This is a genomic window from Rhizobium sp. AG855 (assembly GCF_003610655.1).
Taxonomy (GTDB): domain Bacteria; phylum Pseudomonadota; class Alphaproteobacteria; order Rhizobiales; family Rhizobiaceae; genus Allorhizobium; species Allorhizobium wuzhouense.
The window spans coordinates 119,143-139,120 of record NZ_RAQG01000003.1 but is presented as its reverse complement, the minus strand read 5'-3'; the positions used below and the strand labels follow the sequence as shown (position 1 = coordinate 139,120).

Sequence of the window (19,978 nt, the reverse complement as noted above, 5' to 3'; positions counted from 1 at the left end):
TGGTTGGGCCGGACATGCCGGCCCAACCTTGCGGTCGCGCTTGGGATCTTACTGGGCCTGCCAGGCGTACCAGCGTGTTCCGATTTCATCACGGTGCTCGGCCCAGTAGGTCATGTCGGCATTGACTTGCGTCTCGGCCTGCATGTCGGGAAGCGTCTTGCGGATTTCGGCATCCATCAGAAGATTGGAGTCGAGATTGGTCGGAGCATACCCGGTTTCCATGGCAAAGCGGGCCTGCGCCATGTCGGTTGTCGCATGGGCGATAAATTTCATCGCAGCGTCCTTGTTCTTCGTTCCCTTGGGAACGACCAGGGCATCGGCAGCGGTGATGTTGTTGGTCCAGGAGGTCTCGACATTGACACCCGTCTGGGCGAGCGCTGTCAGACGACCGTTCCAGAAGGAGCCGAAAGGCGCCTCGGCAGATGCGAGCAGCTGCTGCGACTGGGCGCCACTATCCCACCAGACGATATCGGCCTTGATGGTGTCGAGCTTCTTGAAGGCGCGATCGAGATCGAGCGGATAGAGTTTGTCTGCCGCAACGCCGTCAGCAAGCAGGGCAGCTTCGATCACGCCGGGAGCCGACCACTTGTAGAAGGCGCGCTTGCCGGGGAACTTGGCAGTGTCGAACACATCCGCCCAGCTTTTCGGGCATGCCTCGACGGCATCCTTGTTGCAACCGATGACGAAGGAATAATAGAAGCTGCCGACGGAGTAGTCGGTCACGAAACGCGGATCGAGCATCTTCTTGTCGATGATCGAGAAGTCGAGTTTTTCCAGAAGCCCGGCGGCACCGGCCTGGACGGCATAGTCGCCTTCGACGTCGACCACATCCCAGGTCACATTGCCGGCTTCGACCATGGCTTTGATCTTGCCGTAGTCTGTCGGGCCGTCCTGCACGACGTTGATCTGGGTCTGCTCGGTGAACGGATCGGCCCAGTTCGTCTTCTGAGCGTCCTGGGTCGTTCCACCCCAACTGGTGAACACCATGTCGGCGGCATGCGCCGGGCCGACAAAGGCTGCGGCGGTTGCCATAAGGGCGATAATCAGATGCTTCTTCATGTTTTCTCCTCCCTGAGAAAAGCGATGGATCGCTTGTGAGACTGCGTGCCTAGGCGGGGTTTGTGCCGCCAAGTGGCGAAAAGGCTGCGGGTGACATGATCTTGTTGTCCGCCGTGACGATGAGGTCGCGGATCTTCGGCAGGAAGGCCTGCCAGTCCGGGTCGGCCATCAGACGCGTGCGACGGGCCTGGCGGTCATCAAGGCTCTCGAACCCCCAGATGTGGACGATCTCGTTGATCGGCCCGATTTCCGAGGAAAAATAGCCGACGAGATTGCCGAGATGCTTCTTCTGGATCGCGATGCCGATCTCACCGACCACCTTGAGGTATTCGGGGATGGCGCCGTTCTTCAGCCTGTAGGTCCTGATCTCGTAGAACATCGCCGTCACCGCATCACGAAGGGGTCAGGGAACGGTTCGTCGGATGTCCGCAGCCAGACGGTCTTTGTGCGGGTGAAATCCAGCGCTGCGGCCATCCCGCCTTCCCGTCCATGACCCGATTGGCCATAACCACCAAAGGGCGCGATCGGCGAGACGGCACGGTAAGTGTTGATCCAGACGATCCCGGCACGGATGCGTTTCACCATGCGGTGCGCGCGTGTCAGGTTCTGCGTGAACACGCCGGATGCGAGGCCGTAGCGGGTGTCATTGGCCAGAGCGACCGCCTGATCTTCACTGGTGAAGGAAACGACGGACAAGACGGGACCGAACAGCTCCTGTTCGAACGAGGGCGATTGCACACCATCGCAGTCGAGGATCGTGGGCGGGTAGTAGAAGCCGTCACCCTCGACTGCCGAGCCGCCTGTGACGACCTTCGCCCCGGCCTCAACGGAAGCAGCGACCACGGTTTCGATATGCGCGCGCTGGCGCGCCGTGCAGAGCGGACCGACTTCGGTCGCCATGTCGAGCGGCGTGCCGATGCGGATGGCTTCCGCCTTTTGCTTCAGCAGGGCGAGAAACGCATCCTTCACCGAGCGCTCGACGATCAGCCGCGAGCCGGCGACGCAGCTCTGGCCGGTGGCCGCAAAGATACCGGCGACCTGCGCATTGGCGGCACTTTCCAGGTCGGCATCGGCAAAGACGATGAAGGGCGACTTGCCGCCGAGTTCCAGCGAGGTGCTGGCAAGGTTTTCGGCCGAGTTGCGAACGACCTGCGAAGCCGTGGCCGGTCCGCCGGTAAAGGCGATATGGGCAACGCCCGGATGGCGCGTCAGCGCACTGCCGCAGGAGGGACCGAAACCGGTGATGACGTTCAACACCCCCTTGGGGAAGCCTGCCTCATGTACGAGACGGGCAAATTCCAGCAGCGGTGCCGGACCATCTTCCGAAGCCTTGACCACCAATGTGCAGCCGGCAGCAAGCGCCGGGCCGATCTTGACCGCCGCAAGAAAGAGCTGGCTGTTCCAGGGCACGATGGCCGCCACAACGCCAACGGGCTCCCGCCGGGTCCAGACATCCATATCGGCCTTGTCGATCGACAGCGTCGAGCCTTCGATCTTGTCCGCGAGCCCCGCATAATAGCGGTAATAGTCGGCCACATAGGCGATCTGGGCGGAGGTCTCACGGATGATCTTGCCGGTATCGCGGGTTTCCAGCTCTGCAAGGCGGGGAGCATTGGCCTGCACGAGATCCGCCAGCCGATACAGCAGCTTGCCGCGAGCGGTCGCTGTCATCGCCGGCCAGGCGCCGTTCCACAGTGCCTGCTCGGCAGCCTTGACGGCGCGATCGACGTCCGCTTCGCGGGCTTCCGGCATGGAGGCCCAGACCGCGCCCGTCGCCGGATCGATGCTGTCGAACCGTGCCGAACCGTCGTCGAAGACACCGTCTACGTATTGCTGGAACCGCTGCATATCGACCTCACCGGAACGCTGGCATGACATCGGCGATGAAGCGCTCGAGCGAGGCTTTCTTGCGCTCGAAGCTCATGCCGGTGTCGATCCAGAACGAGTATTCGTCCCAGCCCTGGGCCTCGTATACCTTCAGGCGGTCGATGACGGTTCCGGCATTGCCGATCGGCATGTTGGTCGTCATCTTCTCAGGCAGCAGATTGGGATTGGCCGCCAGTTCCTCTTCGCTGAGCGTCTGGATCAGGCCCTGGCTGATCGGGCGCTCGTTCTTGAACCAGGCGAAGAAGTAGTTGTAATAGGTGCTGATTTCCTTGGCGGCCTGGGCGATATCGGCCTCGTCCGATCCGACATAGGTATGCTGCAGCAGCATGATCTTCGGGCGTTTCACCTGCGGCGCCTTCTCGCAAGCCGCATTGAAGCGCTCCATCAGGCTGGCAATCTCGGCCTCGCCATTGGCAAGCGGCGTGCATTGCACGTTGCAACCGTTGGCGACGGCAAATTCGTGACTGTTGGGATCGCGGGCTGCAACCCAGATCGGCGGATGTGGCTGTTGAACCGGCTTCGGCGCCGACGTGGTTGCCGGAAATTTCCAGAACTCGCCGTCATGGGCATAGTCACCCGCCCAGACACCCTTGACCGCCGGAATGAGCTCACGCATGCGCTGGCCCGCACCCCAGGCGTCCAGGCCGGGCATCAGGCGCTCATATTCGAAGCTGTAGGCGCCGCGGGCAATGCCGAGTTCGAGCCGACCGCCGCAGATGAGGTCGGTCATCGCCGCTTCGCCCGCCAGCTTGATCGGATGCCAGAAGGGCGCAATCACCGTGCCGGTGCCAAGCCGCACGTTCTTGCAGCGGTTTGCCAGATCGGCGAGGCTGACGAAGGGGTTCGGCGCGATGGTGAAATCCATGCCGTGATGCTCGCCGGTCCAGATGGCGTGCATGCCGCCCTTGTCGGCGATCTCGCAAAGCTTGATGAACTCCTCGTAGAGTTCCTCGTGGTTCTGGCTGGCGTTCAGCCGTTCCATATGAACGAAAAGCGAGAACTTCATCGGATTATCCTTTTTTGGCCACGGCGTGAACGCGGCCCTTTTCCTGATTGCCGAAATAGATACCGAAATTGCCGAGCATGCTTTCCTGCCCGTAGCGCTTCACGGTCTCGCGAACGGCTGAATCCTTGATCCTGTCGAGGGGCAGTTGCTGCAAGGGGAACAGCTGCCCGACCTTTGGCACGCCCTCGCCGAGCGCCGCCCGATAAACGATATGCTGACGACCGGCATTGGTGTCGTCATAGATCGAGTAAAGAAGGCCCGTACGGATCGACAGGCCGATCTCCGCTGTGAAGTGCGCCTCCAAAGCCTCCATGCTCTCGCTTTCGGCCTTGTCGAAGAAAGGCAGCGTCAAGCCGTCGTCACCATCGGGCACGAGAAGGATCTCGCCGGACCGTTCAGCGACCGCGCCGAGGCAGAGGCTGCCATCGACATTGGCCAGCAGGTTCTTCTCCGTGAGAGCGGGAGTGAAATATCCACCCCGCGCATATCCCAGACCCGTCCTGCCCGAATTCTCGAAGGCCTCGATCTTGCCGATCAGAATGACATGGTCACCGGCATCGACACGATCATGGGCCGAGCAATCGAACCAGGCAGCAACCTCCGAGAACACCGGCGAACCGAATGGGCCGGCCCGCCAGTCGACTGCGGCAAAGCGATCCTCGACGGGGCGCGCAAAAGTATTGGACACATCCTTCTGATCCTCGGCGAGGATGTTCACGGCAAATCCGCGCGCGGTCATCAGCGTCTGATAATTGCGCGAGGTCTTTGCCAGGCAGACCAGAAGCAAGGGCGGATCGAGCGAAACGCTCGTAAAGCTGTTGGCGGTAAAGCCGATCGGTGCGCCCTCGTCCGAGACCGTCGTCACGACGGTCACCCCGGTCAGGAATGCGCCGAAGGCGTCCCGAAGCGCTCTTGGATCACTCATTGTCACTCCTCCCAATCCCTTCATCACGCCGGCTGCCAGGTGAGCCAGTCGGCCAGTGCCTCACTCACCTCCTCCGGCGCCGTGAGATTGACCATGTGTCGATGGCCCCTGATGACCACCGCTCGTCCGTGCGGCGCAGCCCTGGCCATCTCCTCGGCCATCTCGGCCGTCGAATTCTTGTCGCCATCGCCGGTCAGAAACAGCGCCGGGCAGGTGACCTGCGGCCAACGATCCGAATAGACGGCATCGCCCGTGGCAAAGGCCCGGTATGCCGCCGCATAGCCCTTGGGATCGACCGCCTGCAGGAGGTCATGCACCAGGCGATAGGCGGCACCATCCTTCTCCGCATCCGAGAACCACCGCTCCAGCGGCGCCTGCCGGTCAAAATTTCCCGAGACGATTTCGTCCGCCCGAGCTTCCACGGCCTGCCGCGCTGCCGGCGTACGTTTGTGAACGCCGTTCAGAAGCGCAACCCGGCGAAGCCTGTCACCGTTCGTTGCGGCAAATCCGGCCGCAATCAACGCCCCCATGGAATGTCCAGCAACACTCACCGCGTCGAGCCCGAGTTCGTCAACCAGCCCCGAAAACCAGGCAACGAAATTGGGCAGCTCCGGCGCAGCATCGAGCGGTCGAGAGAACCCATGCCCCGGGAGGTCGACCGCAATCACGCGATGCTCGCGGGACAAGCGCTCGATCTGCGGCCCCCAGGCCTCGATCCGCATGCCCACCCCATGGATCAGAACCAAGGTTTCACCACCCTGGCCCCGGTCAACATAGGCAACACCGGAAGGGGTCTCAGACCGCGGCAGGGTTTGCAGCATCGTGGCCAAGCTCCTTCAGATCCTGGTAACGGTCGCCGATCCGGTGATGCGGGCGACCGCCGATCGATGCGCCGAGCGCAACGACGATCTCGTCGGCTGCCGGCGCATCCGGGATGGCGCACTGGATCGTCAGGTAATGCGACCGGCGCCCTTCATCGTTCTTGTCCATCAGCGGGATCATGATCGGCGCATTGGCCGGGCCGCGCGTATTGCAGAAGGCGAGATAGGACTTGGCGCCGACAGCCGTGCGGTAGTGATTTCCGAACCGGAGCGTGTGGATCAGCGCCGAAGCATGTTCGATTTCGCCATCAAGACCGACCACGGCCGACTTGCCATAGGCCTCGACGACTTCACCCGATCCGGCGGTATCGATGATCATCTTCGTCAACAGTTCGCCGAGTATTGGGGCAACCGCATGAATTTCCGGCTTCAGATCCTCGACGAAACCACGACCGGCCCACGGGTTCTTCACGACGGCCAGAGCCGCAATCAGCTTGAGCGGCACGGAAGCCTCTTTCCCGCCTTCGATATGCGTCGTTTCAATCTGAAGAAACGTCTTGCGGATCAGCGATGCCATCAATTCTCTCCTGCAAACTCATCTGCCTGTATGTTGGTATACCATCATATCAGATGTCAATGGCTTGCCGGAATCATTTTTACCGACTATGCAAAAGCATGAGCAAAAATGCCGACAGCCTTGCCGCCCTCAGGATCGAAACCCCGCCGGCCACCTTGCGCGAGATCGCTCTCGACCGCATGCGCCGCGCCATCATCAGCGGCTTGTTCGAGCCGGGTGCGCGGCTGGTGGAACGAACGCTTTGCGACCAGCTCGGCGTTTCGCGCTCGGTCATCCGGGAGGTGATCCGTCACCTTGAGGCCGAAGGCCTTGTCGAAATGCTCGCCAAGCAGGGGCCAATCGTGGCACGGCTGGAATGGGATGACGCACGCCAGATCTATGAGATCAGGGCCGCACTCGAGGCGACCGCCGTTGCGGATTGCGCTCGGGTGGCCGATGCCCGGGTGAAGGACGAGTTGCGTCAATCGCTCGATGAACTTGAGCAAACCTCCAGACAGAACTCCCCGCTTGGCATCCTCGATGCCACGACGAGTTTCTATCGAACCATTTTCTACGCAGGCGGCCACACGATCGCCTGGGACATCGTCAGCCGATTGAACAGCCGCATCTCGCGCCTGCGCGTCATGACACTGTCGACCACAAACCGAACGACGTCGGGCCCCGCGCAAATTCGCGAGATCTTCGCCGGTATCGAGAGAAACGATCCTGACGCCGCAGCGGCAGCCTGCCGCGCCCATGTGGCCGCAGCAGCATCAATCGCGGAAAGCATCATCGGCGGACGGAAATCGACCTAAGGGACCGGCAGCGACGGCATTCCCGGAAGCGGATACGCAACCCGGTTCACGACAGCCTGCGGCTCTCTCCCGAAGCCGGTCACCATGGTCTCAGGCCTCACCGGATGGAATTGGGCTTGAGGACTCGAGCAACACAGTCTCCGAGCGCCGCCTTGTCGTACCCACCTTCGAAGACGAACATCTTCGGACCCTTCAGCGCAGCGATTGCGTCACCAATGCGGGAGAAATCCTCTTGCTGCAGGTCAAGCTTTCCGGAAGGGTCGCCTCTGTAGCCATCGACACCGAGCGCGATGACGACGAAGTCCGGAGCAAATGCTCGGATCCGGGCACTTGCGGCACCGAGCGCTGCCGCATAGGTGCTCCAGGTCGAACCTGGCGCCAGGGGCAAATTCACATTGAATCCCTCCCCCGACCCGCCGCCCGTCTCATCGGCATAACCCGAGAAATACGGGTAGTCGTGAGCGGGGTCCGCATGGATGGACACGGTGAGCACGGAAGGATTGGCCCAGAAGATGTCCTGCGTCCCGTTGCCATGGTGGGCGTCGACATCAAGGATGGCAACACGAGCGCCGCTTGCTCCGAGCGTGGCTGCGGCCAAGGCGGTATGGTTCAGGTAGCTGGTACCACCGCCCATGTTTCGACCGGCATGATGGCCTGGTGGTCTCACAAGGGCGAATGTCGGCTCGCCGGTCGCCGACAGATGGTTGGCCGCGGCACGAGCAGCCCCGGAAGCCCCCGTCGCCGCAGACCAGACATGCTCGGTGATCGGGCTCACTCCATCGAAGAAATAGTAACCGAGCCTGCCCTCGATCGCCTGCGGTATGCGTGGCGGGCGATTGCGGTGTGGCCACACGAAGGCGATACCGTCGAGATCCGGGCTATAGCTCTTCACCCATTCGTCCCAGGCCGTTTCGAGAAACGACAGGTAATCATGATCGTGAACGGACAGAAGTTCGTCTGACGTCAAACGCGGGCAATCGGTTGCTGCGCCAAAACCCCGCGCAGAAAGGACGTCCCAGACAAGGTCGATGCGATCGGCTGTCTCGATCGTCGGAACGAGCTCACCGGGAATGAGCTCGCACTTCGCTTCGTGGGCGCGATGTGCACCATGCGTGAAGATTTTCATCAGGCCACCTTTGCCTTTCGTGACTTTTCCGGAGAGCAGCTCTCTGCAGCCGCGTTCATGATCCGATCGATCAGAATGGCGAGTGCACAGATGGCCAGACCAGCAACCAGGCTCCGACCCGCCTGAACCTTGGCAATGGCCTCGATTGTCTCCAGTTCCAGGCCCCGCGTGCCGATGAGCGACGTGATGACCACCATGCCGACGGCCATCATCAGCGTCTGATTGAGGGCCAGCAGAAGCCCCGGCCACGCAAGCGGCAGGCGCACCTTCATGAAAGTCTGCCAGTAGCTCGCGCCGAACATGTCGGCCGCTTCCAGCACGCCTTTGTCCACCTCCTTCAAGGCATGGGAGACATAACGGATGGTCGTCGCCATGGAATAGATGGCAATGGCAAGGACACCGGACACATCACCCGGGCCGAGAAGCATCACGATGGGGATCAGATAGACGAAAGATGGCAGGGTCTGCAGTGTCGTGACGATCGCGTCGGTAAACTTGTAGACCCGTCGCGACGATGACGCCCACATGCCAACCGGCACGCCGACCAGAAGAGACAACAGAGTTCCGGCAAAGACCAGATGCAGCGTGATGATCGCCGGCTCCCAATAGCCGATGGCGGAGATCGCAAGGATGATCACGACGGAGAGAAGAGCAATCTGCGGCCGGCCAAGCGCGAGGCATAGAAGACCGATGCCCAGCGCGGCCGGGAACCAGCCGATGCCCTGCATGACACCGAGCAGCGGTCGCAATATCCAGAAGGTCGTCGTCGCCCGGAAGGCCTCGAAGAACCACCCCCAATGCCCGTTCAACCAAACGATGGCTTTCGACCAGATGTCCGAGGACGACACCGTCCAAGCTGCCGGGAACTGACGAAAGGCCGGGACCAGAAGCGCCAGAACAACGGCAAGCAGGACAACGGAACCGAAGACGATGGTCCGCTTTCGCTTCTCCTGGCCGTCCTGATGGGACGGACGCCGGGTGGCGATGGCATGGCCGAAACTGTAAAGGTGTATGGCCATCAGGGTAATGGCGATGCCGGCTTCCAGTCCACGCCCGAACCGGAGTGACTGCAACGCCTTCAAGACCTCGCCGCCGAGACCACCGGCCCCGATCATCGACGCCAGAATGACCATGGCAAGGGACATCATCACGAGTTGGTTCAGTCCAAGCAGGATATCCGTCCGCGCTGTCGAGATCAGGATCTTCCTCTGCTGTTGCCAGAAATTCGCGCCCGTCATGTCCGCGAGCTCCATGACCGAAACGGGCACGCGCCGGAGCGCATAGGCCGTTGCCTTCGCCATGGGCGGCAGGGCGAAAATCATCGTGGCCACGAGTGCCGCAACCGGACCGAAGCCGAACAGCACCAGCACCGGAACCAGATAGCTGAACGGCGGGATCGTCTGCATGATGTCGAAGATCGGGTTGAGCACGGCCTCCAGCCGCGGCCAGCGCCACAGCGCGATACCCGCCAGAAGGCCGATCACGACCCCGAGAGCGATGGTGACCGACACCGATGCGAGCGTGAGCATGGCCTCGTTCCACAATCCGAAAACGGCGAAATAGGCGAAGGTCGCAAGGGTGAAGATGGCGAGGCGATATCCGGCGGCCAGCCAGGCAGCTGCGGCAAAAAATGCCGTCACGACAAGCCAGGGCATAGGTGGAATCGTCGCGCGAGCACCACTCGCATCCGTATAATTCCAGCCGTTCGCCAGCGCGCTCTGGATGAACCGCATCGGCACACCCAGCACTTCACCAAAACTGCGCGTCCACATCCGAAGCGGCTGATCGAAAATCACCGTACGGCGGAGAAGCTGATCGAGCCACTCGTTGGCCGTCGCCTGCAACGGGATACGATAGGCGTCTGGCCAGACATACAGGCTTTCCGGCAAGGCTCCCCTGGCGAAATAGCCGACCAGCACGACAGCGAGCGCGGCCCAGAGCAGAACTTTCGTGCCATTGACCCGCAAAGCGCCGGCGGCCGAAGCCGCCGTGCCTTCTGAACCTGCCATCAACGCAGCCATGACGACCAGATCCCGGAATTCGCGTCGATCCATTCCTGGGCCGCCTGCTCCGGCGTCACGCCGTCGACATCCTGGCGGGAAATTCCCTTCGCAACGTCGTCCGACGTCAGCTTGAACTGATCGAAGATCTTGAGCACGTCGGGCGCCTTTTCGGCGAATTCGACATTGTAGAGCTTGACGATGTCACCGGTCGACAGGGCGCAGTCCCAGACCGCATCGGGGTTTTCGCCCCAGCTCGGATCGGTCGGGCAGCGATCATCGAATTCCGGAAACTCGACGAACTTGCCCTGGTCGGAACCGTAGAGCCAGTGGGGGGTCATGCCCCAGCCGATGATCGGTTCCTTTTTCTGGATCGCACCCTGCATGGTCGCAACCATGGTGCCCACAGTGCCCGGCAGCGTGATGTGGACGTTGAGACCCAGCGCCTTGATGCGTTCATCGTCATAGGCTGCAAAGTCGGGCGGCGTCCCGAGATAGTTGATCTGGTCGCCTGAGGCCGATGTCGACAAAGCCTTGATGCAGGCCGGGTCCTTCAGCGCCTTCCAGTCGGGAAGACCGGGGCAAAGCTCGCCAACATAGTTGGGATACCACCAGGTCTCCTTGGTCTTCACACCGGCAGAGCCTGCATTCTTGACCGAGCCGGACTCGACCGTCTTGTCGATCAGATCCTTGCTGGTGCCCCAAACGGCCGGCGACAGATCGACATCGCCGAATTCCAGGGCGGTGAAATGCGCCGTGTAATCGATCTTCAAATATTCGACGTTGTAGCCGGCCTTCTGCAGAACCTGGCCGAATGTGTAATCGACAAAGTCGGAGTCAGGCACGTTGTAGACCGGGATCCGAACGGTGCCCTGGAACTTGGCGTCCTGGGAGAGGGCCATCCCGGTTGAGGAGGCAAGCGCTGCCGCGATGGCTATGGTCAACTTGATACGGTGATTTTTCATTAACGTTCCCCTTTTCACTGCGTCCCAAGTGAGAGCCGATCGGGGCAATCTGTCAATCACAAAATTATCCCAAAATGAAAAAATGCCGATATTGACGCGTTTTTCTTATTGATTTGTGATTTTTTTGTGCTTCTTATGGTTTTAACAATGTGAAGGCTTGGCGACGCCGCTACGGCCTGCTGAGAGGGAACCAGATGAAAATCCAAAGAGATACGCCGGTCGCAATGGTGACGGGAGGCTCGCGCGGCATCGGCCGTGCGACGGCAGAGCACCTTCTCAGGGAAGGCTATGACCTGCACGCCACCTACCGGACGAAAGCGGATGCCGCCGCAGGGCTCGTTGCCTATGGCGAGAGCCTGGGTCGACAGGTCACCCTCCATCAACTGGATACGAGCTCGAAAGACAGCCAGAACCGGTTCATTGGCGAGCTTTCCGGCGTCTCGTTCGACTGCATGGTCTTCAATGCCGGCATGATCGAATTCGAGGATTTCTCGGAATATGACGAGGACATCTGGGACAGGACGCTGGAAACCAATGTCAGCTCGATCCTGCGCCTGTCGGTTCGCCTGCAGAATTCGTTGGTGGATGGCGGCTCGATCGTGGTGGTTTCATCCACCGACGGTCTGATAGGCGCCTATGCCAGCATGGCCTATGCTGCATCGAAGGCTGCACTCAACAATCTCACCCGCAGCCTCGCCTGCAATTTCGGCCCGCGGAATATCCGCGTCAATGCGGTGGCTCCAGGCTGGATTTCCACCGACATGACCAATGAGGGGTCCTCGGACTCCGCTTCGGTTACCCCGCTGGGCAGAGATGGAACACCGGACGAAGTCGCCAATGTCATCGGGTTCCTGGCATCGAAAAAGGCGAGCTTTGTCAGTGGCGCAACGATCGTCGTCGACGGTGGTTACACATCCTCGGATCCCATCATGCTGAACGAGGCCAGGCACTTCCAGGCCTCCAAGGTCGTCGAATCGGGAGAACAGCAATGATTATCGAATGTCAGAAACTGTGGAAGGTATACGGGGACGGCGGTGCGGCTTTCGGCAACGAGGACCGGTCTGTCCAGGAGAGGATCGAACTGGCGGAGAAGGCCGGCGCCTATGTCGCGCTCGCCGACATCGACATCGGCGTCGAACGCGGTGAGACCCTCGTTGTCATGGGACTGTCGGGATCGGGAAAATCAACGCTGCTGCGTTGCCTGACCAGGTTGATCGAGCCGACATCCGGCGAAGTCAGGTATGAGGGGCGGCCGATCACCAATCTGCCGCGCACCGAACTGCTGGCCCTGCGCCGGCAGCATATGAGCATGGTGTTCCAGAACTTTGCGCTGCTTCCGCACCGCACGGTCCTCGGGAATGTCGAGTTGCCGCTCGAAATTCAGAAGCAGGATGCAAGGTCTCGCCGGACGGCCGCGCTCGAGATGATCGAGCTGGTCGGTCTCAAATCCAAGGAAGACCATTACCCGCACGAGCTGTCCGGCGGCCAGCAACAACGTGTCGGCATTGCGCGCAGCCTGTGCAGCAATCCGTCGCTCTGGCTTCTCGACGAACCATTCTCGGCCCTCGACCCCCTCATCCGGCGCGAGATGCAGGACGAAGTTCTACGGCTGCAATCCTCTTTGGCAAAGGCAGTCATATTCGTGACGCACGACTTCGAGGAAGCGGCGCGCGTGGGTGACCGCATCGCCATTCTGCGCCGGGGTCGCCTGGTTCAGTGCGGCACGGCAGAAGAACTCGTGAGCAACCCGGTGGACGATTATGTTCGTGCCTTTACTGCCGAGGTGGATCGTGGCCGGGTCTTCAAGGTCGAGCGCTTCATGGAGAGAGGCGAACCCCAGGCTGCCGATAGACTTGTGCCGATGAACACCAGCCTCAAAGACGTCTCGCGCATCTTTGCCGAAGGCGCAAACGTTCTGGCGTTTTCTGACGACAAGCATCAGACGGTCGGTTTCATGCGGCGGGAAAAACTCGGCGAGGCCTTGGCGGCTGCCGAGTTCGGTGGCCCGTTCTAGGCGAACGTTGAACGCACCAGCTGGAAGCCGGCTCTTCCTGTCGAGGCATCGTCGCGTTCGAAGTCGGGGAGCACGGTTTTTCGTGCGATGGTCGAAGGAGAAGACCAGGTCGATGCCGTCGATAGGTCTACACTACGGAAAGCCGGAAACATGAAGGACAAGCAGCGCGCCATCGAGGCCGGCAAGGAAACCATTGCCGACCAGATCTACAACTCCATCCGCAAGGATCTGATGGAGTGCCGATGGCCGGCCGGCCATACGCTCAAGATCAGGAACCTTGCGGCGGAATTTGGCGTGAGCGCCATGCCGGTTCGGCTTGCGTTGAAACGACTGGGCAGCGAAGGCGCTCTGGCGATCGAGGAAAATCGGTCCGCACGCGTACCCGTGATATCGCAGCGCCGCTTCAGCGAATTCTACGAAGTCACGGTGCGGCTGGAGAGGTTGGCACTCGAAAAGACGTCACAAAGGATCACGCCGCAGCAGCTCGGCGTCCTCTTCGCTCAGGCAGACGCCATCCGGCAGGAAATCGACCAAGGCCGGACTGCCGGCTACGCCCAACGTTTCAATGCGATGCTGATGGAGCTTTACCGCATCGGCGGATCCAGCGCCTTGATCGAGATGATCGAATATGCCTGGGTTCATGTCGCGCCACCGGCAAACGCCATTTTCGAATCCCCGGCATTTGTCAGCAAGATCCACATTCACTTGATCGAGATCCTCGAAGCCCTGCGGCGCAAGGATCACGTCGCCGCCGAAACCGCGCTGGCGGCGGCACTCAGCTATGCGGAGCGGGCAATGAACCTGTTGATGGACATGGAACGAAGCTCGAACTCGCTCCGGGGCCAGAAGCACCGGACGCAGAAAAGAAGCGATCTGACCGGGACTATCATCACGATCGCCTGAGCCCACCGGCTGCTCAGGAAACGGACGAGAGCCTGGAGCTTTCGGCTGCCGAAAGAAAGGCGGAAATCACAGCGTTTGAGGCGCTTGTCGTCCGAAATGCGATGCGATGGGTGGAAACGAAGTCGAAGGCGCTGGGCTTGATCGCTCGAAGTTCGCGCTTGGCGACCCAAGGCTCGGCAAAGTGGCAAGGGAGAAACCCGATGAAGTGCCCCGAAAGGATCATCATCGCCTGAGCCTCCATCTCGACGGCCGATGCGCTCGCTTTCGGATGCCCCACCATGTAGATATCGTCGAAATGCCGATAGCGCCGAACGCAGAAACGGCTGTTCTCAATGTCCTTCGCATCGATGGCGCTATCGGCCTTGCCGAAGAGCGGATGCCCGGCACCGCAATACAGCGAGTGTGGCTCGGACCCGTAATCCCGGTAGGTCACGGTCGGCGCGCGCTGCGACAGCGGACCTATGGCGATATCGAGTTCGCCATCCACGACCTTTTGCTCCAGCTCGGATGGCGTGCCGAGCGTCAGCTCCAGGAAGACGTCCTTCCCATCGGCCAGGAAGCGGCGGATGGTGTGCTGAAGTCCCAGCGTTTTGCTGGTAAAGGTTCCATCTGAAGCCCCCAGACGCAGACGACCCGCCAGGCTTCCGGTCGCAGACCCTACCCGCCGGGTAAATTCATCGAGATCGAGAAACAGCTTCTGCGCCGCATTATAGGTTGCCTGTCCGGCCTCGGTCAGCCGGAACTGCTGTTTGCCCCTGAGGCAGAGTTGCGCCCCAAGCCGTTTTTCAAGCTCCGCAAGATGGGTGCTCAAGGTGGATTGCGATAAATTCAGCACAATCTGCGCATCGGCGAAGCCCCTTGCATCGGCAAGCGCGACAAACACCCGCAACAGCCTGATATCGATATTGTCCAGCCTGCGCACGAAACACCCAACATTGAAGATATTCGATACAAGATCGCAAATATTTTGATTTACTTCAATGTGTGGCGTGGCACGCTTCCCCTCATAAAACCAAAAAGGGGAATGACCATGAACAGATTGACCAAGCTTGCCTGCATCGCCACCATATTGTCGTCAACCGCCTCGTTTGCCGACGCGGCGGAACAGATCCGTGTGCTCACACCGACCTGGCTCGGCTTCGCGCCTGTGCATGTCGCCATGAAAAACGGCTGCTTCGAGAAACGCGACCTTGATGTCTCCATGAAGTTCGAGGACGATCTCGCCAACGTGATGGCCGCCATGTCACGCGGCGACATCGAGATCCAGATGCGGTCGGTGGGCGAATATCAGGGCCGCCCACGCGACAAGGATACCCCCGGCGTCATCATCGGGGTGATTGACGAGTCCGTCGGCGGCGACGGGGTCATCACGGATGAAAAGATCAAGACTGTCGCAGACCTCAAGGGCAAGGCGGTCGCTTCCGAGCTCAACATTCCCGCCCGCCTGCTGCTCCAGATGGCCCTCAAGCAGGCCGGCATGACGCTGGGCGACCTCCAGATCAAGGATATCGCTACGGCGGATACCGCTGCAGTCTTCGGCGATGAATCGATCGCGGCCATCGCCACCTATGAGCCGTTCATGTCGCAGGCCGTCCAGAATTCCTCGCGGGCCGGCGCGCGCACCTTGCTGACCTCGAAGGACTATCCGGGCCTCATCATCGACGCCATCATCGCCCGAAACGACGACCTGAAGGCCAGCCCGAAGAAGTATGCCGACTTCCTAGCCTGCATTTACGAGGCCATCGACTTCATCAAGGCAGAGCCCGGTCAGTTCGCCGAAATGGTGGCCCCGGAATTCGGCCTCACGGCGGACGAAGTGACCGGCGTGGTAAGCGGTAGCCTTGCCTACACGGACCTCGCCACCGCGAAGGGCTACATGGGCACCGATGGCAAGCTCGGCAAACTGGGTGACATCTTCAACACGCTCATGGACCTGAATCTCGAGAACGGCGCTGCCGACACCAAGCTCGTGGCGACGGACCAGATCGATAATTCGATCATCAGCACCGTCGGCGCCAAGTAACCGATCATCCAACCAGGTCTTCGCCGGGCGGCAACAGCCGTCCGCGAAGCACCGTTTATCGGCGGCAACTCATGATTTCCGGTCTATTCAAGTTCAGGGGCAAGACCAGCCCCGCCATAGAGGCCACGGTCGGTGTCATCGCGGCAGCGGTTCTTCTGCTACTTTGGGAAGGTTCAGCCCGCGGCGGCCTCGTCAGCCCGCAGTTTCTTCCAGCACCCAGCCGGGTGTTCTCCGCACTCTGGAACATGCTGCTCAACCAGTCCCTCCTTTATCACGTCGGTGTGTCGTTCGCCCGGGTATGGGGCGCATTCCTGATCGCCGCCGCCATGGCCATCCCGATCGGCATCATGATGAGCAGCTACCGCATCGTCGGCGCCTCGCTGGAACCCGTGATCGATTTCATCCGCTATCTGCCCGTGCCCGCGCTGGTGCCGCTGTCGATCATCTGGTTCGGCGTTGGAGAGACGACCAAGATCTTCCTTCTCTGGCTCGGAACCTTCTTCCAGCTGGTTCTCTTCGTTGCCGACGACATGCGCCGGGTCCCCAACGAATATGTCGAGGTCGCAAGAACGCTCGGCGCCAGTTCGCGCAACGTGATGACGGACGTTGCCTTGAGATCGATGGCCCCCTCGCTCGTCGACAATCTCCGCATCACGCTCGGCTGGTGCTGGACCTACCTGATCATTGCCGAGATCGTGGCCGCCGATTCCGGCATCGGATATCTGATCTGGACAGCCCGCCGCTTCATCAAGACACCGGAGGTCATCGCCGGCGTCGTTGTGATCGGCCTCATCGGACTGGTGACCGACCAATTGCTCCGGCTGCTTCATCGCAGCATGTTCCGTTACCTGTGAGGCGATGATGACCGAAACCTATCTCGAGTTCGACAATGTCTCGAAGTCCTTCGGCCCGGTCGAAGTGATCACGCCGACCAGCCTCTCCATCGACAGGCAGCAGTTCGTCGTCTTCCTCGGCCCCTCCGGCTGCGGCAAGACAACCCTGATGCGGATGGTCGGCGGCCTGGACACGCCGTCCAAGGGACAGGTGCGTCTGTCGGCGGAGACGGTTGAAGAGCCCGATCGCCGCCGTGGCATGGTGTTCCAGTCCTACTCCTCCTTCCCCTGGCTGACGGTGGAGGAAAACATCCGCTTCGGCATGAAGTACCGGACGGATCTGACTGCGGCTGAAAAGACGGAACGAACACACCACTATCTCAGTCTGGTCGGCCTGGAGGATTTTGCGAAGTCCTACCCGAACAGGATTTCCGGAGGCATGCGTCAGCGCGTCGCGATTGCCCGCACTCTCGCGGCAGGATCTGAAGTCCTGATGATGGACGAACCGTTCGGCGCGCTCGACGCGTTGACGCGTGAGCGCCTGCAGGTCGAATTGCGACTGATCCAGGCCCGTGAGCAGAAGACCATCATCTTCGTGACCCATGACGTCGAGGAAGGCGTCTTTCTCGCCGACCGGATCATCCTCTTCTCGAAACGCCCTGCCCGCGTGGTTGCGGATATCGATGTGACAGCGAAGCTGGGTACCGAGCGCACCCTGGAAACGCGCGAACTGCCTGCCTTCTACGAGCTGCGAAACCATGTTCTCCACCTCATCAGAAACGAGACGGGGGACATGTTGTGAGCGGGTCGTTTGCCGGCAAGACGGTGGTGATTACAGGTGCAAGCCGGGGCATCGGGCTGGGGGTCGCAGCCAGCTTCGCAGCCGAAGGCGCCGACATCCACCTGATCGCGGATGACGACGGCGTTGTGGCGGCGGCCGAGACGATCGGCGCCAGTGCCCATCAGGCAGACATCACGGATGCGCCTGCGGTGGAGACGGCCCTGTCCTCGATCTCCCGGATCGACATCCTGATCAACAATGCCGGCTATGAGCGGATGACACCCCTGGTCTCCGAAAGCGACCGGGTGGAAGAGACCTTCAAACGCGTGATCGAGGTCAACATCATCGGCACGAGCAACGTAACGCGCCGGGCCATTCCAAAGATGCGCCCGGGGTCTGCCATCGTGAACACCGCCTCGATCTGGGGGCGTGTCGCAGAAGCACAGTTCGATGCCTATGTCGCGTCCAAGCACGCGATCATCGGCATGACCAAGACCTGGGCAAAAGAGCTCGGCCCACTGGGGATCCGGGTAAATGCGGTCTGCCCTGGCTGGGTCAGGACCGAAGCTTCGATGCGCTCCCTCGGTTTGATGGCCGCTGCTCGGGGCATGGATGAGGAGAGCCTGCTTCGCGACGTCGTGGCAGGTCAGGCGCTGAGCGGGCTCATGGAGCCTGAAGACATGGGCGAAACCTACCTGTTCCTGGCATCCGACCGTGCCGCCAACATTACAGGGCAGTCCCTCGGCGTCGATCGGGGAGAAGTGCCATGGTGAGGCCACTCGACGGAAAGACGGCCATTGTCACCGGTGCGGCCCGAGGCATCGGGCGGGCGAGCGCGCTGTCGCTTCAGACAGAGGGTGCTCAGGTGATCGGCCTCGATCTGAAAGCGGGCCGCGACGGGTTCGAAACCCTGGCCTGCGACCTGACCGACGAGGCCGATGTCACCCAAACCATCGCTGCGGCAGCGGGCCGACTGGGCAGGATCGACATTCTAGTCAACAATGCCGGCATCCTCGAAGAGCGCGCATTGGGTGAGATCGACACCGCCCATCTCGATCGCATGTTTGCGGTGAATGTCCGGGGCGCCGTCCTTGCCGCTCGGGAATGCCTGCCTCACATGCCGACGGGCGGGCGGATCATCAACATCGTGTCGGAACTGGCCTATCTCGGCCGCAGCAACGCCTCCGTCTACTGCGCCACCAAGGCCGCACTTCTGGCCCTCACCCGGTCATGGGCGCGCGAACTCGCGCCCCGCATTCTCGTCAACGCCGTTGCGCCCGGACCCACCGATACGCCGCTTCTGGATTTCGGCAACCTCACGGCGGCTCAACAGGCTGTGGAGGTCGCCAATCCGCTGAACAGGATCGGAAAACCCGAAGAAGTCGCAGCCAGCGTCGTGTTTCTCGCGGGACCCGGCGCCACGCTTTTTACCGGACAATGCCTTGGCCCGAACAGCGGCGCGGCGATGTATTGAGGAGCATGCAATGAAAGATAGCGTCTATTGGGCCGACCAGACATGGCCGGAGGCTAAGGCCATGGTGGAGAAAGGGGCACCGGTCTTCCTGCCGCTCGGCTCAACCGAACAGCACGGGCATCATATGGCGGTCGGCGTCGACATCATCCTGCCCACCGCGATCTGCGAACGTGTTGCGCGCCAGGTGGGAGGCCTCGTGCTGCCGACCATTCCCTATGGCAACCGTTCCCAGCCCCGTTCCGGCGGCGGACCCGCCTTTCCGGGCACCATCAACTTGTCTGCCCAAACCTTCTCCCTCGTGGTGCGCGATGTGATTGTCGAGCTGTTCCGCCAGGGTGTGCGGCGGGTGGTCGTCGTCAACGGGCATTATGAGAATATCTGGCCGTCGATCGAGGGCATCGAACTCGCACTCGACGCCATCGGCCGCTCCAATCTGGAGGACCTCAACATCCTGCGGATGGATCACTGGGAATTTGCGCGCCCCGAGACGATCGCCCGGATCTTTCCGGATGGTTATCCTGGTATCGAGCTTGAGCATGCCAGCGTCATCGAGACCTCGATGATGCTCGCCGTTCGGCCGGACCTCGTCGATCTCGACCGCTCTCTCCACGATGGGCCGGCACAGTTCCGGCCTTACGATCGCTTCCCCAGACCTCCCATCGAAGTCCCGCCATCGGGCGTTCTCTCGATGACAGAGGGATCGACGGCGGAAAAGGGCGAATGGCTGTTCGCCGATGCGGTCGAAAAGATGGTCGAGATCGTCAGAGAAGAATTTGAAATTGGGAATTGA

At 61.0% G+C, this 19,978-nt stretch carries 21 protein-coding genes; 10 read left to right on the top strand and 11 right to left on the bottom strand.

From position 1 onward, the window contains the following. Nucleotides 1-48 precede the first annotated feature (48 nt). From DFO46_RS00645 to DFO46_RS00615, 7 genes are read right to left on the bottom strand one after another with little or no spacing between them, the layout of a single operon-like run. A complete protein-coding gene (locus tag DFO46_RS00645) occupies nucleotides 49-1,059 on the bottom strand; it encodes an ABC transporter substrate-binding protein (RefSeq protein ID WP_120275977.1) in 1,011 nt (336 codons plus the stop codon). 49 nt (nucleotides 1,060-1,108) lie between these two features. After that, entirely contained in the window at nucleotides 1,109-1,438 is a 330-nt protein-coding gene (locus tag DFO46_RS00640) for an NIPSNAP family protein (protein ID WP_120275976.1), read from the bottom strand. Between the two features lie 5 nt (nucleotides 1,439-1,443). Beyond that, complete coding sequence (locus tag DFO46_RS00635; protein WP_120275975.1) at nucleotides 1,444-2,907, bottom strand: aldehyde dehydrogenase; 1,464 nt, start codon at nucleotides 2,905-2,907, stop codon at nucleotides 1,444-1,446. Between the two features lie 7 nt (nucleotides 2,908-2,914). Next, complete coding sequence (locus tag DFO46_RS00630) at nucleotides 2,915-3,952, bottom strand: LLM class flavin-dependent oxidoreductase (RefSeq protein WP_110792404.1); 1,038 nt, start codon at nucleotides 3,950-3,952, stop codon at nucleotides 2,915-2,917. Nucleotides 3,953-3,956: 4 nt separating this feature from the next. Continuing rightward, nucleotides 3,957-4,883 carry a flavin reductase family protein gene (locus tag DFO46_RS00625; RefSeq protein ID WP_183041814.1) on the bottom strand — a complete coding sequence of 309 codons (927 nt, stop codon included), beginning with the start codon at nucleotides 4,881-4,883 and terminating at the stop codon, nucleotides 3,957-3,959. 17 nt (nucleotides 4,884-4,900) lie between these two features. Further along, entirely contained in the window at nucleotides 4,901-5,698 is a 798-nt protein-coding gene (locus DFO46_RS00620) for an alpha/beta hydrolase (protein WP_120275973.1), read from the bottom strand. Further along, nucleotides 5,673-6,275: an amino acid synthesis family protein gene (locus tag DFO46_RS00615; protein ID WP_120275972.1), complete on the bottom strand. Its 603-nt coding sequence runs from the start codon at nucleotides 6,273-6,275 to the stop codon at nucleotides 5,673-5,675. The genes DFO46_RS00620 and DFO46_RS00615 overlap by 26 nt, the downstream gene beginning before the upstream one ends. 98 nt (nucleotides 6,276-6,373) lie before the next feature. Between DFO46_RS00615 and DFO46_RS00610 the strand changes: the two genes are divergently transcribed. Next, nucleotides 6,374-7,069: a GntR family transcriptional regulator gene (locus tag DFO46_RS00610; RefSeq protein ID WP_110792400.1), complete on the top strand. Its 696-nt coding sequence runs from the start codon at nucleotides 6,374-6,376 to the stop codon at nucleotides 7,067-7,069. Nucleotides 7,070-7,166: 97 nt separating this feature from the next. Here DFO46_RS00610 and DFO46_RS00605 read toward each other — a convergent pair whose 3' ends face one another. From DFO46_RS00605 to DFO46_RS00595, 3 genes are read right to left on the bottom strand one after another with little or no spacing between them, the layout of a single operon-like run. Further along, nucleotides 7,167-8,195 carry a histone deacetylase family protein gene (locus DFO46_RS00605; RefSeq protein WP_120275971.1) on the bottom strand — a complete coding sequence of 343 codons (1,029 nt, stop codon included), beginning with the start codon at nucleotides 8,193-8,195 and terminating at the stop codon, nucleotides 7,167-7,169. Next, nucleotides 8,195-10,249: an ABC transporter permease subunit gene (locus DFO46_RS00600; RefSeq protein WP_120275970.1), complete on the bottom strand. Its 2,055-nt coding sequence runs from the start codon at nucleotides 10,247-10,249 to the stop codon at nucleotides 8,195-8,197. The genes DFO46_RS00605 and DFO46_RS00600 overlap by 1 nt, the downstream gene beginning before the upstream one ends. Continuing rightward, nucleotides 10,204-11,160 (bottom strand): ABC transporter substrate-binding protein, encoded by a 957-nt coding sequence (locus DFO46_RS00595; protein ID WP_120275969.1) that lies wholly within the window; start codon nucleotides 11,158-11,160, stop codon nucleotides 10,204-10,206. Before DFO46_RS00595 ends, DFO46_RS00600 begins: the two co-directional genes overlap by 46 nt. A gap of 194 nt (nucleotides 11,161-11,354) precedes the next feature. On the opposite strand from DFO46_RS00595, the gene DFO46_RS00590 reads away from it, so the two are divergent. The 3 genes from DFO46_RS00590 to DFO46_RS00580 all read left to right on the top strand — a co-directional run bounded on the left by DFO46_RS00590 (nucleotide 11,355) and on the right by DFO46_RS00580 (nucleotide 14,077). Continuing rightward, nucleotides 11,355-12,152, top strand: a complete 798-nt coding sequence (locus DFO46_RS00590; RefSeq protein WP_120275968.1) for an SDR family oxidoreductase — start codon at nucleotides 11,355-11,357, stop codon at nucleotides 12,150-12,152. Then, nucleotides 12,149-13,174 (top strand): ATP-binding cassette domain-containing protein, encoded by a 1,026-nt coding sequence (locus tag DFO46_RS00585; protein ID WP_120275967.1) that lies wholly within the window; start codon nucleotides 12,149-12,151, stop codon nucleotides 13,172-13,174. Before DFO46_RS00590 ends, DFO46_RS00585 begins: the two co-directional genes overlap by 4 nt. Before the next feature lie 150 nt (nucleotides 13,175-13,324). Beyond that, nucleotides 13,325-14,077 carry a GntR family transcriptional regulator gene (locus DFO46_RS00580; RefSeq protein WP_183041813.1) on the top strand — a complete coding sequence of 251 codons (753 nt, stop codon included), beginning with the start codon at nucleotides 13,325-13,327 and terminating at the stop codon, nucleotides 14,075-14,077. 13 nt (nucleotides 14,078-14,090) lie between these two features. Here DFO46_RS00580 and DFO46_RS00575 read toward each other — a convergent pair whose 3' ends face one another. Further along, nucleotides 14,091-14,999, bottom strand: a complete 909-nt coding sequence (locus tag DFO46_RS00575) for a LysR family transcriptional regulator (RefSeq protein ID WP_120275965.1) — start codon at nucleotides 14,997-14,999, stop codon at nucleotides 14,091-14,093. Nucleotides 15,000-15,107: 108 nt separating this feature from the next. Between DFO46_RS00575 and DFO46_RS00570 the strand changes: the two genes are divergently transcribed. The 6 genes from DFO46_RS00570 to DFO46_RS00545 all read left to right on the top strand — a co-directional run bounded on the left by DFO46_RS00570 (nucleotide 15,108) and on the right by DFO46_RS00545 (nucleotide 19,978). Further along, on the top strand, nucleotides 15,108-16,100 hold the full coding sequence (locus tag DFO46_RS00570) for an ABC transporter substrate-binding protein (RefSeq protein WP_120278086.1): 993 nt from the start codon (nucleotides 15,108-15,110) through the stop codon (nucleotides 16,098-16,100). Between the two features lie 71 nt (nucleotides 16,101-16,171). Beyond that, nucleotides 16,172-16,954, top strand: coding sequence for an ABC transporter permease (locus DFO46_RS00565; protein ID WP_120275964.1), 783 nt, complete (start codon nucleotides 16,172-16,174; stop codon nucleotides 16,952-16,954). Nucleotides 16,955-16,961: 7 nt separating this feature from the next. Further along, nucleotides 16,962-17,735, top strand: a complete 774-nt coding sequence (locus tag DFO46_RS00560) for an ABC transporter ATP-binding protein (protein WP_120275963.1) — start codon at nucleotides 16,962-16,964, stop codon at nucleotides 17,733-17,735. Continuing rightward, a complete protein-coding gene (locus DFO46_RS00555; protein ID WP_120275962.1) occupies nucleotides 17,732-18,487 on the top strand; it encodes an SDR family oxidoreductase in 756 nt (251 codons plus the stop codon). Before DFO46_RS00560 ends, DFO46_RS00555 begins: the two co-directional genes overlap by 4 nt. Continuing rightward, nucleotides 18,481-19,188 (top strand): SDR family oxidoreductase, encoded by a 708-nt coding sequence (locus DFO46_RS00550; RefSeq protein ID WP_120275961.1) that lies wholly within the window; start codon nucleotides 18,481-18,483, stop codon nucleotides 19,186-19,188. Before DFO46_RS00555 ends, DFO46_RS00550 begins: the two co-directional genes overlap by 7 nt. A 10-nt stretch (nucleotides 19,189-19,198) precedes the next feature. Beyond that, a complete protein-coding gene (locus DFO46_RS00545; RefSeq protein WP_110792388.1) occupies nucleotides 19,199-19,978 on the top strand; it encodes a creatininase in 780 nt (259 codons plus the stop codon).

Bases quoted from the DNA above. Each gene is read 5' to 3' on its own strand.
- DFO46_RS00645 (WP_120275977.1), bottom strand. From the start codon at position 1,059: ATGAAGAAGCATCTGATTATCGCCCTTATGGCAACCGCCGCAGCCTTT.
- DFO46_RS00640 (WP_120275976.1), bottom strand. From the start codon at position 1,438: ATGTTCTACGAGATCAGGACCTACAGGCTGAAGAACGGCGCCATCCCC.
- DFO46_RS00635 (WP_120275975.1), bottom strand. From the start codon at position 2,907: ATGCAGCGGTTCCAGCAATACGTAGACGGTGTCTTCGACGACGGTTCG.
- DFO46_RS00630 (WP_110792404.1), bottom strand. From the start codon at position 3,952: ATGAAGTTCTCGCTTTTCGTTCATATGGAACGGCTGAACGCCAGCCAG.
- DFO46_RS00620 (WP_120275973.1), bottom strand. From the start codon at position 5,698: ATGCTGCAAACCCTGCCGCGGTCTGAGACCCCTTCCGGTGTTGCCTAT.
- DFO46_RS00615 (WP_120275972.1), bottom strand. From the start codon at position 6,275: ATGGCATCGCTGATCCGCAAGACGTTTCTTCAGATTGAAACGACGCAT.
- DFO46_RS00610 (WP_110792400.1), top strand. From the start codon at position 6,374: ATGAGCAAAAATGCCGACAGCCTTGCCGCCCTCAGGATCGAAACCCCG.
- DFO46_RS00605 (WP_120275971.1), bottom strand. From the start codon at position 8,195: ATGAAAATCTTCACGCATGGTGCACATCGCGCCCACGAAGCGAAGTGC.
- DFO46_RS00600 (WP_120275970.1), bottom strand. From the start codon at position 10,249: ATGGATCGACGCGAATTCCGGGATCTGGTCGTCATGGCTGCGTTGATG.
- DFO46_RS00595 (WP_120275969.1), bottom strand. From the start codon at position 11,160: ATGAAAAATCACCGTATCAAGTTGACCATAGCCATCGCGGCAGCGCTT.
- DFO46_RS00590 (WP_120275968.1), top strand. From the start codon at position 11,355: ATGAAAATCCAAAGAGATACGCCGGTCGCAATGGTGACGGGAGGCTCG.
- DFO46_RS00585 (WP_120275967.1), top strand. From the start codon at position 12,149: ATGATTATCGAATGTCAGAAACTGTGGAAGGTATACGGGGACGGCGGT.
- DFO46_RS00580 (WP_183041813.1), top strand. From the start codon at position 13,325: ATGAAGGACAAGCAGCGCGCCATCGAGGCCGGCAAGGAAACCATTGCC.
- DFO46_RS00570 (WP_120278086.1), top strand. From the start codon at position 15,108: ATGAACAGATTGACCAAGCTTGCCTGCATCGCCACCATATTGTCGTCA.
- DFO46_RS00565 (WP_120275964.1), top strand. From the start codon at position 16,172: ATGATTTCCGGTCTATTCAAGTTCAGGGGCAAGACCAGCCCCGCCATA.
- DFO46_RS00560 (WP_120275963.1), top strand. From the start codon at position 16,962: ATGACCGAAACCTATCTCGAGTTCGACAATGTCTCGAAGTCCTTCGGC.
- DFO46_RS00550 (WP_120275961.1), top strand. From the start codon at position 18,481: ATGGTGAGGCCACTCGACGGAAAGACGGCCATTGTCACCGGTGCGGCC.
- DFO46_RS00545 (WP_110792388.1), top strand. From the start codon at position 19,199: ATGAAAGATAGCGTCTATTGGGCCGACCAGACATGGCCGGAGGCTAAG.